This window comes from Verrucosispora sp. ts21, assembly GCF_002879555.1.
Lineage (GTDB): Bacteria > Actinomycetota > Actinomycetes > Mycobacteriales > Micromonosporaceae > Micromonospora > Micromonospora gifhornensis.
Genome location: NZ_PNOZ01000106.1, coordinates 1 through 16,495, shown reverse-complemented (window position 1 = coordinate 16,495; position 16,495 = coordinate 1). Strand labels below are relative to the sequence as shown.

The following is a 16,495-nucleotide window of genomic DNA, read 5'->3' as shown; positions in this document are numbered from 1 at the left end:
GGAGGGTGGGGTCGGGGTGGGCGCAGAGGACCAGTGTGGCGTTGGCGGTCAGGGGGGCCAGTAGCCAGTCGAGGGGGTCCGGGTGGCGGTCCACGTCGATCAGCACCCGGTCGGCCGGGGAGATGCCCAACTCGGTGGCGCGTGCTCTCGCCTTGTCGATGAGCGCGGTGTGCGTCGGGCCGCCGGGCGGGTACGCGCCGAAGTGGTCGCCGTGCACCCGTACCTCGGTGACGTAGTCGGCGAAGCCGGCCGGTACCTCCCGCAGCGGCAGCGCGAAGGGGTGCAGCGCAAGGGCGTACTGCTCGTCGGCCGACCAGGTGTCCGCCTCGGCGACCCGGTCCGCGGCGGCGAAGAGCACGTCCACGTCACCCGGCTGCTCGGCCACGGTCAGCCCGGCCGCCCAGCAACCCAGGAGTACGGCGGCGGTCTGCCAGTGCGGCGGAAGCAGTACGGCGGCGGTGCCACCCGGTCCCAGCGCCAGCTCGTCGGTGAGCAGGTTGGCCGTCTTGGCCACCCAGTTCGCCAGCGTCGCGCCGGAAAGCTCGGTGCGCTCGCCGGTGGCGTCGTCGTACCAGGTCAGCAGGGGTCGGTTCGGGTCGGTCGCGATCGCGTCGGCGAACACCCGGGCAATGTTGTCGGCCATCGACGCGAACGATACGCGGCCGGCGGCCGTACTCGATGGCAACGACAAGTCGGCGTACGGTCGGGTCGCAGTCAGCGTCCGTACCCGGCTCCGGCGTAGGCTTGCCCGAAAGTGTTGTTCCCCACAGTCCCGCCATCGCAAGGAGTCGCCCCGTGACCGCCGGCCGCCCGCCCCGCGTGCTCATCGACGCCACGAGTGTCCCCGCCGACCGTGGCGGCGTCGGTAGATACGTCGATGGCCTGCTCGGCGCCCTCGGCAAGGTGTGCGGGTCGGCGGTGGATCTGGTCGTCGTCAGTCTCCGCACCGACCTGGAGCGCTATCGCAGGATGCTGCCCGGCGCGGAGATCGTCCCTGCTCCGGCCGCTGTCGCGCACCGCCCCGCCCGACTCGCCTGGGAGCAGACCGGCCTGCCACTGCTGGCCCAGCAGGTCGGCGCGGAGGTGCTGCACGCGCCCTTCTACACCTGTCCGTTGCGGGCTGGTTGTCCGGTCACCGTCACCGTGCACGACGCGACCTTCTTCACCGAGCCGGAGCACTACGACAAGTCCCGCCGGACGTTCTTCCGGAGTGCGATCAAGACCTCGCTGCGCCGCGCCGACCGGGTGATCGTGCCCAGCAAGGCCACCCGGGACGAGTTGATCCGGCTGCTGGACGCCGACCCGACCCGCATCGACGTGGCGTACCACGGCGTCGATCCCTCCGCCTTCCACGCCCCCGGCGACGAGGAGAAGGCTCGGGTGCGTGCCCGGCTCGGCCTCGGCAGCAGCAGTTACGTCGCGTTCCTCGGTGCCAAGGAGCCGCGCAAGAACGTACCGAACCTGATCCGGGGCTGGGCTCGGGCGGTGGCCGACCGGCAGGACCCGCCGGCCCTGGTGGTCGCCGGGGGTCAGGGGCACGACGACGACATCGACCGCGCGGTGGCGGAGGTGCCGTCGCACCTGCGGCTGCTGCGTCCCGGCTACCTGCGCTACGCCGACCTGCCCGGCTTCCTCGGCGGTGCCCTGGTGGCCGCCTACCCGTCGTACGGCGAGGGTTTCGGGTTGCCGATTCTGGAGGCGATGGCGTGCGCCGCCCCGGTGCTCACCACGCCCCGGCTGTCGTTGCCCGAGGTCGGGGGCGACGCGGTGGCGTACACCAGCGAGGACCCGGATCAGATCGCCACCGACCTGGCGGCCCTGCTCGACGACGAGCCCCGTCGCCTGTCGCTGGCCAAGGCCGGCTTCGACCGGGCGAAGGAGTTCACCTGGGAGTCCAGCGCCGAGGTGCACATCGCCGCCTGGTCCCGGGCCCGGCCCTGAAGTCGCCAACCCCGAGGCCCACTCGGTCGCCAACCCGGAGGCCCACTCGGGGCGGTTCGGGCATGATGTCCTGGTGATCTATGTCGTCATTCCGGCGGGTGGCAGTGGCACAAGGTTGTGGCCGCTGTCCCGGGCCGGCCATCCCAAGTTTCTCCATCCGTTCACCGGTACGTCCGCTTCGCTGCTCCAGGCGACGGTGCAGCGGGCGGCGCCGCTGACCACACCGGAGCAGACCATGGTGGTCACCGGCGCGGCCCACGCCGCGGCCGTGGCCCGCCAGCTGACCGGGCTACCGGAGGAGAACATCCTGGTCGAGCCCTCACCCCGGGACTCCTGCGCGGCCATCGCGCTGGCCGCGGCGGTGATCGCCGTACGGGATCCGGACGCGGTCATGGGCTCGTTCGCCGCCGACCACCTGATCGGTGACCCGCAGAGCTGGGTGCAGACCGTGCAGGCGGCGATCCGGGGCGCCGAGCAGGGGCTGTTGATGACCGTCGGGATCACGCCGACCCGGCCGGAGACCGGTTACGGCTACCTGCAGACCGGCGACCCGGTCGGTGATGGTCCGATGCGACCGGTCACCGAGTTCAAGGAGAAGCCGAACGCCGAGGTGGCCGAGGCGTACGTCCGTTCGGGCCGTTACCTGTGGAACGCCGGCATGTTCGTCTGGCGGGTGTCGGCGTTCCTCGCCGAACTGGCCCGACAGCAGCCCGCCCTGCACGCCGGGGTGACAAGCATCGCGGCGGCCTGGGGCAGCGACGAGCAGGACGACGTCCTCGGCGCGGTGTGGCCCACGTTGCCGAAGATCTCCGTCGACTACGCGGTGATGGAGGGCGCGGCCAGCGCGGGCCGGGTGGCGACCGTACCGGGTGACTTCCGGTGGAACGACGTGGGCGACTTCCACACCCTCGGCGAGGTGCTGCCGGCCGACGCCGACGGCAACGTGGTGCTCGGGATGGACGACAAGGCCGAGGTGCTGCTGCGCGACAGCAGCGGCATGGTGGTGGTGCCGCAGTCCGGCCGGCTGGTGGCCACTGTCGGGGTGCGCGACCTGATCGTGGTCGACACCTCCGACGCGCTGCTGGTCTGCCCGCGTGACCGCGCCCAGGACGTCAAGGCGATCGTGGACGAACTCAAGGAGCGGGGCGAGGACAAGCTCGTCTGAACGCGGCCCGGCCCGGTGCGACCAGCCGGGCCGTCCCGCCGGCCAGCGGATGTGGCAGCTGGTCCGGCGGGAACCAGCCGAGGGCCTCGGACTCCGCGCTGACCTGCGCCACCGCCGCCGGCGGGGCGAAAATGGCGAAACGTACGTCGTAGTGCAGTGATCCGCCCTGGCAGGCGACCGAGTGCACGTCCACGTCGATCGGCAGCGGGTCCATCCACAGGCCGTCGATGCCGGACTCCTCGGTGGCCTCGCGCAACGCGACCCCGGCCAGGGTCCGGTCGCCCGGCTCGCAGTGCCCGCCGAGCTGCACCCACATGCTCAGCTTGCCGTGCAGGCAGAGCAGCACCTCGGTGCCGGTCGAGTCGAAGACCAGGGCGCTCGCGGTGACGTGACCGGCCCGGTGCGTCCGGCTCATCGCGATCGTGCCGACCGCCAGCAGGTCGAGCGTACGATCGCGGGCCGTCGCGGCCTCCGCGGAGGTCGGCTCCCAGTCGGTGAGCACCGCCAGGGCGTCGGCGTGCAACGCCGCCCAGCTGTCATCGTGCTGTAGCGAGGGCCCGGCCAGTACTGGAGGCGTTGACATCGAGCCCTTCCTTCACGGGGTTGGCGAACGGGCGGCACCCCTGCGGAATATATCCGCCGCAGACCCTCGTCTGGCGCCGCCCGTTCAACCCTTCCCCCACCTCGGTCGTGCCTGCGGCACGTCCGAGGAACGCCGCACCCGTGCGACATGGGGAACTATGGCGTACTCGATCGGAGCGCGTCGAGGTCTTTTAGCCCAGCCTTAACATCCCTTGTCGGACACGCTCCAGGTAAAGTTCGGCAGGTCGCCAGGCGTCCCTAACCAGGCGATGGGGAGACACTCCATGCTGAAGATCCACTTCTCCGGCGAGGACATCCTCCGGACCAGGGTGGCTCCGGCGGCGAATCCGGTCTGGGAAGCGGTGCTGAGTCTGCACCTGCTGCCCAAACGTACCGGCGACCCGTTGCTGTCCGGGTGGCGTCGCGACGTCCTGCGTGATCTGTACCGCGAGGAGAACGTCGACGGCCTGCGGCTGTTGCTGGCGCTGAATCCGCCACGCGGATATTTTCCGGACTTCCTCACCCCGTACGAGAGCGTGGACGGGTTCGAGGCGGGGATGGAGGCCGTCCGGCGTACCCCGGTGTCGCTGCTGCACCGTGACCTCACCCTGGTGGCCAACACCCGAAGCCTGCCCGCCGACGCCGGCGCGCTGGCGCGGGGCGAGCCGGGTGCCCTGGAACAGCTGACGACCGCGATGGGCCGCTACCGTGAGTTGGCCCTCGGGCCGTACTGGACGCACGTCCAGGCGGCGGTGGAGGCCGACCGGGCCCGGCGGGCGCGGACCCTGCTCGACGGTGGCGTCAAAGGGCTGCTGACCGGTCTGCGGCCGGGAGTGCGGTGGGACTCGGGCATCCTCGAAATCCCCGGTTATCCGAACAGCCGCGAGTTGCACCTGGAAGGACGCGGCCTGCTGCTGGTGCCGTCGTTCTTCTGCGCGGACACGCCTGTCGCGTTGCTCGATCCGGAACTGCCGCCGGTGCTTGTCTACCCGGTGGACCGGCTGGGTGGCCTGGCGTCGGGCAAGCCGGAGAAAGCCAACGCGGCGTTGGCCGCACTGCTCGGACGGACCCGCGCGGCGGTGCTCGCCGCCAGTGACGAAGGCTGCAGCACCGGTGAACTGGCTCGCCGGCTGTACATCTCACCGGCCGCCGTCAGCCAGCACACCACCGTCCTGCGCAATGCCGGTCTGCTGGTCAGTCACCGCGACCGCAACACCGTCCTGCACACCCTCACCCCCCTGGGCCGCGCCATCCTGAACACCTGACCACGTTCGGCGGCGGGACTGCGCCTCGCGACGATCGACCACGTGCGGTCGACCTCGTGGATCAGAGGGCCAGGGCGGCGACGGCTGTGGTGTGGGCGGGCGGTGGGAGGAGTTGGGAGGGGACGCCGTGCGCCGCGAGGGCGGTGCGCAGGCGCTGCACGTCGGCACCGAAACGGACCAGTTGCACCGGGCCGACCGGAGTGGGTGGGGAACAGAGCACCAGGGCGGTCGCCTCGGCCGGCCAACCGGCCACGGTGGCGACCAGACCACTGCGTACGTCGCTGTCGGTGACCTGGGTGAAGACCGTGCCGGGGGTGACCACGTCGGCCACCGCGGCGATCGCCCGATCCACCGCCACCGGATCGGGGGCGGTGTCACCGGGGCGGTCGGCGATGGTGGCGGCAGCGGCCAGCCCGGCAGCCGTCGCCTCGGCGGTACCGAGTGCGAACAGGTCCATCGAGGCGTCCCGGACCAGGGCCCGGGCTCCCTCGCCGTCATCGGGCGGCGTCGCGTTCAGGTAGCCGCGGATCACCGCCACCGGCATCTGGTCGCACTTGCCCTTGATCAGTTCGCCGGCCCCGGCCAACTCGTCGGCCACCGCCATCTGCGTCAGCACCAACTCGTTGCCGTAGGGGTCGACCTCACCCCGGTGATCGCGGATGGCGCTCATCCCGGCCACGCCGAGAGCCACGTCGGTCAGCCCGTTGCGCCAGGGCCGCCCCATGGTGTCGCTGATGATGACGGCCACCTCCACGCCGTACCGGTCGCGCAGGCCGGCGCGCAGCGCGCGGGCCGAGGCGTCCGGGTCCTCGGGAAGCAGGACCAGCCGCGTCTTGTCGACGTTTGAGGCGTCGATGCCGGCCGAGGCCATCACGAAGCCGTGCCGGGTCTGCACGATCCGGGTCGCACCCCGGGTGGCCACCACCCGGGCGGTCTCGGCGGCGAGAATCTCGTCCCGAGCGGCCTGCCGTTCCGGGCCGTCGGCCGGTACGTCCACCAACCGGCCCTCCGCCTTGGACACGATCTTGCTGGTCACCACGAGCACGTCGCCGTCGCGCAGCCAGGGCGCAGCCGTCGCGATCAGTGCGGCCAGGTCGTCGCCCTCAGTCACGTGGCCGATGCCGGGCACCGGCAGGATCTCCAGTTTCATGCCATCCCCACCGCGGCGCGGACCATCGCCACCGTCGCCGCCTCGTCGGTCATCCGCAACGGTGCCGCACGCACAGACACCTGCGGTACCAGCGCCTGCGCATCCTCCTCCGCCACCAGCCAGCCGTCGAGCAGACCACCGGCCGACCGCGCGCCGTACAACTGGCCGACACCGGCCGCGCTGCACTCCACACCGACCACCGCCAGGCACCGGTCCGCCATGCCCCGCACCGGCGCGCCACCGATGATCGGCGACACACCCACCACCGGCGCCGGCCCGTTCGCCACCGCGTCCCGCAGACCCGCCACGGCCAGGATCGGGGTGATGCTGACCACCGGATTGCTCGGCGCGATCAGCACCACGTCCGCCTCGGCGATCGCCTCGGTCACGCCGGGAGCCGGCTTCGCCGCATCCGCCCCGACGAAGACGAACCGGTGAGTCGGCAACTGCGCCCGATGCCGCACCCACCACTCCTGGAAGTGGATCGCCTGCTGAGTACCGCCGAACCCGACACCATCGGCGTCGCTCGCGGCTGCGGGGCTCGCAAGCTCACTCCTCGCAAGCTCACTCCTCGCGCTCACGGTGCTGGTTCTGTTCGCGACTGCGGGGCTCGCAAGCTCACTCCTCGCGCTCACGATGGCGTGGGTTTCGAGGCGGTCGTTGGTGGCCGGGAGCAGGCGGATGCCGGGCTGCCAGCGGGTCGCCAACGCCTCGGTCACCTCGTGCAGGGGGTAGCCCGCGTCCAGCATCTGGGTGCGAACCAGGTGGGTGGCGAGGTCCTTGTCGCCCAGCCCGAACCAGCTCGGCTCGGCACCGTACGCGGCCAACTCGTCCTTGACTGTCCAGCTCTCCCCGGTGCGGCCCCAGCCCCGCTCCGGGTCGGCACCCCCGCCCAGGGTGTACATGACGCTGTCCAGATCCGGGCAGACGCGTAGCCCGTGCAGGCGTAGGTCGTCGCCGACGTTGACCACGGCGGTAACCTCCGCGCCCACCTCCCGGGCGTAGGCCCGCACCCCGAGCAGGAAGCGGGCTCCGCCGATTCCCCCGGTCAGAACCACGATGCGCATCCGACCATCCTCGCCTACCTGACGCCTGCGGCGGGAAGTCGCCCCGGGAGACTAGGCTCACGTCGGCATCTGTCCGCTTTCGCCCCCAGGGAGAGTTCGTGACCAGCCCCGCCGAGCCCCCGCCCCACACCCCGACGCCGGCCGCTCAGGTGACCGGGCCGCTGCGGGAACTCGCCGCCCTCGTGCTCCTCGCCGCGAACGCCGTGTTCCTCTTCGTCGGTCTGATCCGGCTGGTCACCCCCCAGGGCGCCTACAGCACGGTGACCGGCCGTGCGGGCAGTGCCTTCTTCGCCTTCATCGGGCTTGAGGCGGTCGTGCTGCCGGTGCTGGCCGTGCTGCTGGCCACGCACATCGCCCCGGCGGTACCGAGAGCCAAGTTGATCACGCAGGTCGCGCTCGTGGAGTACGCGGTAAGTGCCGTGCTCGGCGGGCTGACCCTGTTGATCTGGACGGTCGGTCGGCTGGCCGAGGCGCAGATCTTCGACGCCCTCACCGGCATGCTCACCCGGGCCGCCTGGGTGGCGCTGTTCGGGGTGGCGGCGTACGTGGTGTGGAGCATCTGGCGGCGGCTCTACCACGTGCCCCGGCCCAAGGCCGAGCCCGGCATGTACGGCACCCCGCAGTCCGGCTGGCCGGGCAACCCGGGCCAGCCCGGCGGTGCTCCCGGTCAGCCCTGGTACCCGGGCCAGCCCGGTCCCGGCGGGGCCGGCCAGTCCGGATATCCGGGTCAGCCTGCTCCCGGCCAGTCCGGATATGCGGGTCAGCCGGGCCCCGGTGGGGTCGGCCAGTCCGGATATCCGGGTCAGTCGGGTTCCGGTGAGGGCGGGCAGTCCGGTTATCCGGCCGGGGGATGGTCGAGCGGCGGGTGGTCTGCTGGTGACCAGCCGAGCAGCACCGGTGCGGGTCAGGAAACCGGCTCCGGTGCCGGGTGGCCGATGGCCGGGCAGGCACCGTCTTCGCCGGAGTCGTCCGCGTCCCCGCACACCTGGCCGCCGCACGGTCAGCCGGCCGTCCCCCCGCAGTCGCCACCGTCCGCGTCGCAGCCCTCCGCGCCGCCGTTCGGTCAGCCCGCGTCGACCGATGCCACCCAGACCATCGCGCGCCAGAACGCCGAGCCGACCGAGGCCATCACCCGTCCGGGCGCCGAGCCGACCCAGGCCATCGCGCGTCCGAGCGAGGCCACCTCCAGCGGCGATCCGACCGAGGCCATCGCGCGTCCGGGCGCGGAGCCGACCCAGGCGCTGCCCCGACCGGACGGTGACGAGGACCGTACCCGGCGCATCGATCTGGGCGGGCAGTCGACCTGACGTGTGACGCCACGGTGTGGTTGCCCACGCCAGCGCAATGGGACGGGCCGCAGCGAATAGGCTGAGCGGATGGTTGACGGGAGCGGGCCCGTGTCGAACGAGGCCGGCGTGCGCCGGGCGTTGCGCCGGGCTGCGGCCGGGCGGGCGCTCGACGTCGAGGAGGCGTCGACACTGCTGACCGCGCGCGGCGCGGCGCTTGACGAGTTGCTCGACATCGCCGGGGCGATCCGCGACGCCGGTCTGCGTGACGCCGGTCGGCCGGGTGTGGTGACGTACTCCAAGAAGGTCTTCATCCCGCTGACCCGGCTGTGCCGGGACCGCTGCCACTACTGCACCTTCGCCACCGTGCCGCACCGGTTGCCGGCCGCGTTCCTCGACCGCGACGAGGTGTTGGAGATCGCCCGGGCGGGTGCCGCGCAGGGGTGCAAGGAGGCGCTGTTCACGCTGGGCGACCGGCCGGAGGAGCGCTGGCCGGCGGCCCGGCAGTGGCTGGACGAGCGGGGCTACGAGTCGACCCTGGACTACCTGCGGGCCTGTGCGGTGGCGGTGCTGGAGGAGACCGGCCTGCTGCCGCACCTGAACCCGGGCGTGCTCTCCTGGTCGGAGTTGCAGCGGCTCAAGCCGGTCGCGCCGAGCATGGGCATGATGCTGGAGACCACCGCGACCCGGCTCTGGTCGGAGCCGGGTGGCCCGCACTACGGCTCACCGGACAAGGAGCCGGCGGTACGGCTGCGGGTGCTCGACGACGCCGGCCGGGTCGGTGTCCCGTTCACCACCGGCATCCTGATCGGCATCGGTGAGACCCTCGCCGAGCGGGTGGAGGCGATCTTCGCGATCCGTCGGGCGCACCGGGAGTACGGCCACCTCCAGGAGGTGATCGTGCAGAACTTCCGCGCCAAGCCGGACACCGCCATGCGGTCGATGCCCGACGCGGAGCTGCACGATCTCGCCGCGACGGTGGCGGTGGCCCGGGTGCTGCTCGGGCCGAAGGCCCGCATCCAGGCTCCGCCCAACCTGATCGCCGGCGAGTACGACCTGCTGCTGCGGGCCGGCATCGACGACTGGGGCGGGGTCTCCCCGGTGACCCCGGATCACGTCAACCCGGAGCGCCCCTGGCCGCAGCTCGACGAGTTGGCGGCGCGTACCGCCGGGGCCGGGTTCACGTTGCGGGAGCGGCTGACCATCTACCCGGAGTACGTGCGGGCCGGCGACCCGTGGCTGGATCCGCGGCTGCTGCCGCACGTCGGTGCGTTGGCCGATCCGGCGACCGGGCTGGCTGTGGAGTCGGCCCGGCCGGTGGGTCGGCCGTGGCAGGAGCCCGACGAGGCGTACGGCGGGCGTACCGATCTGCACGTCACCATCGACACCACGGGGCGTACCGCCGACCGGCGGGGCGACTTCGACCACGTCTACGGCGACTGGTCGGAGGTGGCCGCCAAGGCTGTCGTACCCCCGACCCGGGCCGCTGCGGACGGCCCGGCAGCCACAGCCGGCCGGTCGGTGACCGCGGGCGTCGGCGACGCCGACCTGCGCGCCGGGCTGCGGCTGGCCGCACAGGATCCGGCGGCGCTGCTGGAGCCCCGGCACGCCGACGCGGCACTTGCGTTGTTCGCCGCCGACGGCGAAGCGCTTGACGAACTCTGCCGTACCGCCGACGACCTGCGCCGCGACGCGGTGGGGGACGACATCACCTACGTCGTCAACCGCAACATCAACTTCACGAACGTCTGCTACGTGGGGTGCCGCTTCTGCGCGTTCGCCCAGCGTGAGCGCGACGCTGACGCGTACCGGCTGTCGGTGGAGCAGGTCGCCGACCGGGCCGAGGAGGCGTGGCAGGCCGGTGCCAGCGAGGTCTGCCTCCAGGGCGGCATCGATCCGAAGCTGCCGGTGACCGGCTACGCCGACCTGATCCGCGCGATCAAGGCGCGGGTGCCGCAGTTGCACGTGCACGCCTTCTCGCCGATGGAGATCGCCACCGCCGCCGCCAAGGCCGGCGTGTCGGTACGCGAATGGCTCAGCGGACTGCGCGAAGCCGGGCTGGACACCATTCCGGGCACCGCCGCGGAGATCCTCGACGACGAGGTGCGCTGGGTGCTGACCAAGGGCAAACTGCCGACCGCCGCCTGGGTCGAGGTGGTCAGCACCGCCCACGAGCTGGGCATCCGGTCCAGCTCCACGATGATGTACGGACACGTGGATCATCCGGGCCAGTGGCTTACGCATTTCCGGGTGCTGGCCGGGATCCAGGATCGTACGGGTGGGTTCACCGAGTTCGTGGCGCTGCCGTTCGTGCACACCAACGCGCCGATCTACCTCGCCGGCATCGCCCGGCCGGGGCCGACCTGGCGGGACAACCGGGCGGTGCACGCGATGGCGCGGGTGCTGCTGCACGGCCGCATCCACAGCATCCAGTGCTCCTGGGTCAAGCTCGGCGACGAGGGCAGCGCGGAGTTGCTGCGCAGTGGCTGCAACGACCTGGGCGGCACGTTGATGGAGGAGACCATCTCCCGGATGGCGGGCTCGGGCAACGGGTCGGCGCGTACCGAGGAGCAGTTGCGGGCGATCGCGGCGGCAGCGGGACGGCCGGCGCGTAGGCGTACGACTGCGTACGGTCATGTTCAAGCCTGACGTCGAACCTTCGTCAGTCGCCGGCCGTACCTGTCGATGCCGACACCAGCACCGGCCCGTTCACCCAGGTTTCCCGACTGGGTAACCCGTTGTTCAAAGAGGCAGCGGAACAGTCCTGCTCGATCTGGGTGGCGACACCGGCGCTTTGATCATTTACACCGGGCGTCAACTGCTCGGCCGGGAAATCGAGATCAGCCCGCTGGGTGAGGACGGTGGACCGCGTACCCATGCTGCGGTGCGGGAACGCCCGGTCCGGGACGGGACATTCCACAGTGCAGTGTATCCGGACCTTTGTGCTGGTCTGTATACCGTATGGTAGGACGAAATGCGGTCGGCCGGTACGGTCACCGTGGCCGGTGGCGGTGTGGCCGAGTTCGTCTGGCCCACCAGGGATTCTCCACCCGCTGACTGACTCTGATCGCTCCGCCGACGGCCGCGCCCAGTCCACAATGTGGACGAGGTGCGGCCGTCGCGTTTGTGGCCGACGGGCAGGGGCGGCGAAGTCGGGATAACCTTGCGGGTCAAGATCAAAGGTTTGCCGGGGAGACTGCCGGAAGCGCTTGCGCGCGGCCCGACGGGGCTGGCCGCGGAACGAGCGCCACGGGAGAAAACTCGCGCAACTCGCCGGGAGGGGCGTTACTCGGCCGGGGTCTGAATCGATAGGGCAGGGCGAGACCGGGTGGTCCGGACGGCAGTCCGGGGGCGTGTCGGGAGGGCGACTCCATTATCAAGTTTGGCTTGACGGCGCACGCATTACACGCGTGTAATTTGAATGGGGTTGTTCGCACGGAACGCAACAAAAAGGGGCCGGACGGACAAACACGCCTTTCGCGTGGGGGGTTGCAGCGGCGATGACGCCGGTGCGCGACAAGGAGGCAATTGATGGACGGCCAACTCGAGGCGGCCGACCTGCTCGGAAACGCGCCGGAGTGGCAGGAGCGGGCGTTGTGCTCGCAGACCGACCCGGAGGCGTTCTTTCCCGAGAAGGGCGGCTCGACCCGCGAGGCGAAGCGGATCTGCTCGCGGTGTGAGGTCAAGACGGAGTGCCTCGAATACGCTCTCGGACACGACGAGCGGTTCGGGATCTGGGGCGGGCTCTCCGAACGGGAGCGTCGCAAGCTCAAGCGGCGCGCCGCCTGATTCGTCGTCGGGGTGGGGGCGGTGGGGGACCGCCCCGCCCGGGCTGGGACGGCGTGTCGCGGTGGGGGCCGCGACAGTCGTTCGGACCCGAGGGTCAGGCCAGCTCGTCCGGGTCGACGCCGAGCAGGTTCGCCACCTGCTCGATGATCACGTCGTGTACCAGGTCGGCCAGGTCTTCCCGGTCCATCGCCCGGAACTCCAGCGGTCGGCGGTACAACACGATCCGGGGCGGCACCTCCTGGCGGCCGGGCCGACCCGGCAGCAACCGGGCCAGCGGGACCTCGCCGTCCTCCAGCACGTCGGAGTCGTAGACGTTGAGCTCCGGCGGGACGTCCTCCACCGCGAACTCCACGCCGGCCAGCTCCTTGGCGAACCGGCGCTCCAGCGTCTCGACGGTGTCCAGCACCAGGTCGTCGAAGATCTCCGCCTTGGTGCGCGCCAGCGGCACGGTGGCCGGCACGAGCCGTCCGCGCAGGCCACGGCCATGCCGGTCGCGGTGGCCGCGCCGGCTGCCGCCGGGGCGGCGGCTCTCCGGGCTCGTCATGAGCCAAAGGGTAGCCTCCGCCCGGGGCAGGTCACAGCTGCGTCGGCACGTGGCGCGTCGGACCCTCGTGTAGGAAATGTGATCACCAAGACGGGCGTGTCGTAACGCGAAGCGGTGCGCCGGACCCGGTAATGGAGATACCCTGCGCCCGTGAGGTCACCACGGCGCTGCTCCCGCAACGGCTGCCCCCGGCAAGCAGTCGCCACGCTGACCTATGTCTACAACGAGTCGACAGCCGTGGTCGGCCCACTGGCGGCCTTCGCCGAACCGCACACGTACGACCTCTGCGAGCCGCACGCCCGCAGCCTCACCGCCCCCCGGGGTTGGGAGGTGGTCCGGCACGAGGGCGAGTTCGAGCCCCCGCCGCCCACCACCGACGACCTGGTCGCCCTCGCCGAGGCGGTACGTGAGGCCGCCCGCCCCGCCCCCCGTCCGCCCCAGGACGACCAGAAATCCAACGCCCAGGCGAGCACGCCCCCCGGCTCTTCGACCTCCCGCCGCGGCCACCTCCGCGTGATCCCCCCGTCCCACTGACCCGCGCCGGCGTCCCGCCCGGTGCCAGAGGTGGGGACGGAAGGGCTCAGCTGTCGAGCAGGCGGGAGAAGGTCTCGGCTCGGCGGGAAGGGCGGCCGGTGCGACTTTCGGCGTCGTCGGCGGAGTACATGACCCGTAGGCCGGCGTTGACGGCCAGCCAGCGCAGCGGCTCCGGCTCCCAGCGCGGAGAACGGTGGTTGACCCAGGGCAGCGCGGTCAGCGCGGTCTGCGCACCCCGGATCAGGTCGGCCAGGGTGCGTCCGGCCAGGTTGCTGGTGCCGACACCGTCGCCCACGTACCCGCCGGCCCAGGCCAGCCCTTCGCTCGGGTGGTAGCCGACCGAGGCGGTCCAGTCCCGGGTCACCCCGAGCGGCCCACCCCAGGTGTGTGACACGGGCACGTCGGCGCCCAGCACTGGGAAGAGTTCGGTGAGCGTGCGACGCAGCGCCGCGAAGACCCGCGGCTCCCGGTCGTACGCGGCCCGCACCCGCGAGCCGAAATGGTACGGGGCACCCCGCCCGCCGAAGGCGAGCCGACCGTCGGCGGTGCGTTGGCCGTAGATGATGACGTGTCGGAGATCCGTGAACGTCTCCCGTTCGACCAGGCCGATGTGGGCCCAGGTGGCCGGCGGGAGCGGCTCGGTGGCGAGCATCAGCGAGTAGACCGGAGCGATGGCCCGCCGCTGCCCGGGCAGCCCCGGGGTGTACCCCTCGGTCGCCCGCACCACCACCGGCGCGCGTACCGTCCCGTGCGGGGTCACCGCCGCGCCCCGACGGATCTGGGTGACCGGGGTCCGTTCGTGGATGATCACCCCTCGTCGCTCGACCGCCCGGGCCAGCCCGCGGACCAGCCGGGCCGGGTGCACGGTCGCGCAGTGCGGGGTGTACGTGCCACCCCGTACCCCCTCGGCGGCGCACCGGGCCTCGGCCTCGTCGGGACCGAGCAGGGCGAGATCCTCGGCGCCGAAACCGAACTCCCGAGCCTCCAGGACCGTCGCGCGGGCCCGCTGGAGTTGCGGTGCGCTGCGGGCGAGCACGACGGTGCCGGCGTACGCCCAATGGCAGTCGATGCCCTCGGCCGCGACCACCCGGCCGACCTCGCGCACCGTGTCGTGCATGGCGTGCTGCATGGCGATCGCGGCGTCCCGGCCGTGTCGACGGGCCAGCCCGGTCAGCGAGGTGGGCAGCAGGGCGGAACACCAGCCGCCGTTGCGCCCGGACGCGCCGAACCCGGCCACCTGACGCTCCAGCACCACGATGCGCAGCGTCGGGTCGGCCTGCGCCAGGTAGTACGCCGTCCAGAGCCCGGTGTAACCGGCACCGACGATCACCACGTCGGCGTCTGCGTCACCGCCCAGCGTCGGACGCGGAGTCAGCGGCTCGTCGACAGTGGACAGCCAGTACGACAGGTCGTGGTAGGACACGGCGACTCCCGACGCTGCTGGTCGGACCGGACCTGTGACAGGCCGGCCCGACCAGGATGGACGCTGGCGCGGCCCGGCTTGTGTCAGAGGCGGGACCAGGCCTCGGTGAGCACGGTGCGCAGGATCTGCTCGATCTCGTCGAACTGCTGCTGCCCGGCGATCAGCGGCGGAGCGAGCTGCACCACCGGGTCACCCCGGTCGTCGGCCCGGCAGTAGAGCCCGGCGTCGAAGAGTGCGGTGGAGAGGAAGCCGCGCAGCAGCCGCTCCGACTCGGCCTCGTCGAAGGTCTCCCGGGTCTCCTTGTTCTTGACCAGCTCGATGCCGTAGAAGTAGCCGTCGCCCCGCACGTCGCCGACGATCGGCAGGTCGTGCAGCTTCTCCAGGGTCGACCGGAACGCGCCCTCGTTGGCCCGTACGTGCCCGACGAGGTCCTCACGGGCGAAGACCTCCAGGTTGGCCAGGGCCACCGCGCAGGAGACCGGGTGACCGCCGAAGGTCACCCCGTGGGCGAACATGCCGGTCTCGGTCAGGAACGGCTCCATCAGCCGGTCGCTGGCGATCATCGCGCCGAGTGGGGCGTACCCCGAGGTGATGCCCTTGGCGGTGGTGATGATGTCGGGCTGGTAGCCGTAGCGGACCGCGCCGAAGTACTCGCCGAGCCGCCCCCACGAGCAGATCACCTCGTCGCTGACCAGCAACACGTCGTACGCGTCGCAGATCTCGCGGACCCGCTCGAAGTAGCCGGGCGGCGGCGGGAAGCAGCCGCCGGAGTTCTGCACCGGCTCCAGGAAGACCGCCGCGACCGTGTCCGGCCCCTCCCGCTCGATGGCGCGGCCGATCTCGTCGGCGGCCCAGCGGCCGAACGCCACCGGGTCGTCGCCGTGCTCCGGTGCCCGGTAGAAGTTGGTGTTCGGCACCTTGATGCCGCCCGGGACCAGCGGCTCGAAGTCCGTCTTGATGCCGGGCAGGCCGGTGATCGACAGGGCGCCCATCGAGGTGCCGTGGTAGGCGATGTACCGGCTGACCACCTTGTGCTTGGTGGGCTTACCGACCCGCTTGAAGTACGCCCGGGCCAGCTTCCACGCCGCCTCCACCGCCTCGGAACCGCCGGTGGTGAAGAAGACCCGGTTCAGGTCGCCGGGGGTGAGGCTGGAGATCCGTTCGGCCAGCTCGACCGCGGTCGGGTGCGCGTACGACCAGAGCGGGAAGTAGGCAAGCTCGCCGGCCTGCTTGGCGGCGGCCTCCGCCAACTCGGTGCGCCCGTGGCCGGCGTTGACGACGAAGAGCCCGGCGAGCCCGTCCAGGTAGCGGCGACCCTGCGCGTCCCAGACGTACGCTCCTTCGCCGCGCACGATGGTCGGCACCTCGCCCGCGGAGTAGCTCGCCATCCGGGTGAAGTGCATCCAGAGGTGGTCGGTGGCGTTGGCCATGTCAGCCCCATCGGTCTCGGGCCGGTCAGGGGTCACCGGCCGCTCTGCCCACGGTTATCCCACAGTCAAGCGACGAATGGCAAGTGCAATCGGTTGACCAAGCGGCCCATGGCGACGGATTCAGCAAGTCCGGACCTTGCAGGCAACGGAATCCGTATTCGAGTGTGACGCATGTCGGCTCCGGGACCGCTGGTGGGGCCGGGCCGGGTGGGAGGTTGCTCCTGGCCCCCTTTGCTCTGCTTCAACTGACGCACTGCTTCTGCGCGAAAGTCGCTGCGTGGGTTGAAGCAGAGCAAAGGGCATGGGAGGGGGGGTGGGG

Annotated in this window: 15 protein-coding genes; 7 read left to right on the top strand and 8 right to left on the bottom strand. The window is 71.6% G+C overall.

The features are described from left to right. On the bottom strand, positions 1-643 hold a 643-nt coding region (locus C1A38_RS28165; protein ID WP_102660726.1), incomplete at its 3' end, for a TIGR03089 family protein. A gap of 152 nt (positions 644-795) precedes the next feature. Here C1A38_RS28165 and C1A38_RS28160 point away from each other — a divergent pair. Beyond that, positions 796-1,941 (top strand): glycosyltransferase family 4 protein, encoded by a 1,146-nt coding sequence (locus C1A38_RS28160; RefSeq protein WP_013731677.1) that lies wholly within the window; start codon positions 796-798, stop codon positions 1,939-1,941. Between the two features lie 73 nt (positions 1,942-2,014). Next, positions 2,015-3,106, top strand: coding sequence for a mannose-1-phosphate guanylyltransferase (locus tag C1A38_RS28155; protein ID WP_102660725.1), 1,092 nt, complete (start codon positions 2,015-2,017; stop codon positions 3,104-3,106). On the opposite strand, the gene C1A38_RS28150 is transcribed toward C1A38_RS28155, so the two are convergent. Beyond that, complete coding sequence (locus tag C1A38_RS28150) at positions 3,075-3,689, bottom strand: NUDIX hydrolase (RefSeq protein ID WP_102660724.1); 615 nt, start codon at positions 3,687-3,689, stop codon at positions 3,075-3,077. The genes C1A38_RS28155 and C1A38_RS28150 overlap by 32 nt on opposite strands. Positions 3,690-3,972: 283 nt before the next feature. Here C1A38_RS28150 and C1A38_RS28145 point away from each other — a divergent pair, with 283 nt between their 5' ends. Then, the gene (locus C1A38_RS28145; protein ID WP_102660723.1) at positions 3,973-4,953 is read left to right on the top strand and encodes an ArsR/SmtB family transcription factor; all 981 of its coding nucleotides are present in this window, start codon (positions 3,973-3,975) and stop codon (positions 4,951-4,953) included. A 61-nt stretch (positions 4,954-5,014) separates the two neighbouring features. Here C1A38_RS28145 and C1A38_RS28140 read toward each other — a convergent pair whose 3' ends face one another. Both C1A38_RS28140 and C1A38_RS28135 read right to left on the bottom strand, forming a co-directional pair. Continuing rightward, positions 5,015-6,103 carry a coenzyme F420-0:L-glutamate ligase gene (locus C1A38_RS28140; RefSeq protein WP_102660722.1) on the bottom strand — a complete coding sequence of 363 codons (1,089 nt, stop codon included), beginning with the start codon at positions 6,101-6,103 and terminating at the stop codon, positions 5,015-5,017. Beyond that, a complete protein-coding gene (locus C1A38_RS28135; RefSeq protein WP_102660721.1) occupies positions 6,100-7,170 on the bottom strand; it encodes a 2-phospho-L-lactate transferase CofD family protein in 1,071 nt (356 codons plus the stop codon). Before C1A38_RS28135 ends, C1A38_RS28140 begins: the two co-directional genes overlap by 4 nt. A gap of 98 nt (positions 7,171-7,268) precedes the next feature. On the opposite strand from C1A38_RS28135, the gene C1A38_RS28130 reads away from it, so the two are divergent. Further along, positions 7,269-8,477 carry a hypothetical protein gene (locus tag C1A38_RS28130; protein WP_102660720.1) on the top strand — a complete coding sequence of 403 codons (1,209 nt, stop codon included), beginning with the start codon at positions 7,269-7,271 and terminating at the stop codon, positions 8,475-8,477. A 69-nt stretch (positions 8,478-8,546) separates the two neighbouring features. Next, positions 8,547-11,105, top strand: coding sequence for a bifunctional FO biosynthesis protein CofGH (locus C1A38_RS28125; RefSeq protein WP_102660719.1), 2,559 nt, complete (start codon positions 8,547-8,549; stop codon positions 11,103-11,105). Between the two features lie 13 nt (positions 11,106-11,118). On the opposite strand, the gene C1A38_RS31235 is transcribed toward C1A38_RS28125, so the two are convergent. Continuing rightward, positions 11,119-11,334 carry a hypothetical protein gene (locus tag C1A38_RS31235; protein WP_158244951.1) on the bottom strand — a complete coding sequence of 72 codons (216 nt, stop codon included), beginning with the start codon at positions 11,332-11,334 and terminating at the stop codon, positions 11,119-11,121. 653 nt (positions 11,335-11,987) lie between these two features. Between C1A38_RS31235 and C1A38_RS28115 the strand changes: the two genes are divergently transcribed. Further along, on the top strand, positions 11,988-12,245 hold the full coding sequence (locus tag C1A38_RS28115) for a WhiB family transcriptional regulator (RefSeq protein WP_013731688.1): 258 nt from the start codon (positions 11,988-11,990) through the stop codon (positions 12,243-12,245). 94 nt (positions 12,246-12,339) lie between these two features. Here C1A38_RS28115 and C1A38_RS28110 read toward each other — a convergent pair whose 3' ends face one another. Next, a complete protein-coding gene (locus C1A38_RS28110) occupies positions 12,340-12,789 on the bottom strand; it encodes a metallopeptidase family protein (RefSeq protein ID WP_043719749.1) in 450 nt (149 codons plus the stop codon). A gap of 150 nt (positions 12,790-12,939) precedes the next feature. Here C1A38_RS28110 and C1A38_RS28105 point away from each other — a divergent pair, with 150 nt between their 5' ends. Then, positions 12,940-13,323: a DUF3499 domain-containing protein gene (locus tag C1A38_RS28105; protein ID WP_102660718.1), complete on the top strand. Its 384-nt coding sequence runs from the start codon at positions 12,940-12,942 to the stop codon at positions 13,321-13,323. Positions 13,324-13,369: 46 nt separating this feature from the next. Here C1A38_RS28105 and C1A38_RS28100 read toward each other — a convergent pair whose 3' ends face one another. Both C1A38_RS28100 and C1A38_RS28095 read right to left on the bottom strand, forming a co-directional pair. Beyond that, positions 13,370-14,746 carry an NAD(P)/FAD-dependent oxidoreductase gene (locus C1A38_RS28100; RefSeq protein ID WP_102660717.1) on the bottom strand — a complete coding sequence of 459 codons (1,377 nt, stop codon included), beginning with the start codon at positions 14,744-14,746 and terminating at the stop codon, positions 13,370-13,372. Between the two features lie 83 nt (positions 14,747-14,829). Then, positions 14,830-16,176: an aspartate aminotransferase family protein gene (locus C1A38_RS28095; protein WP_102660716.1), complete on the bottom strand. Its 1,347-nt coding sequence runs from the start codon at positions 16,174-16,176 to the stop codon at positions 14,830-14,832. Positions 16,177-16,495: the final 319 nt, after the last annotated feature.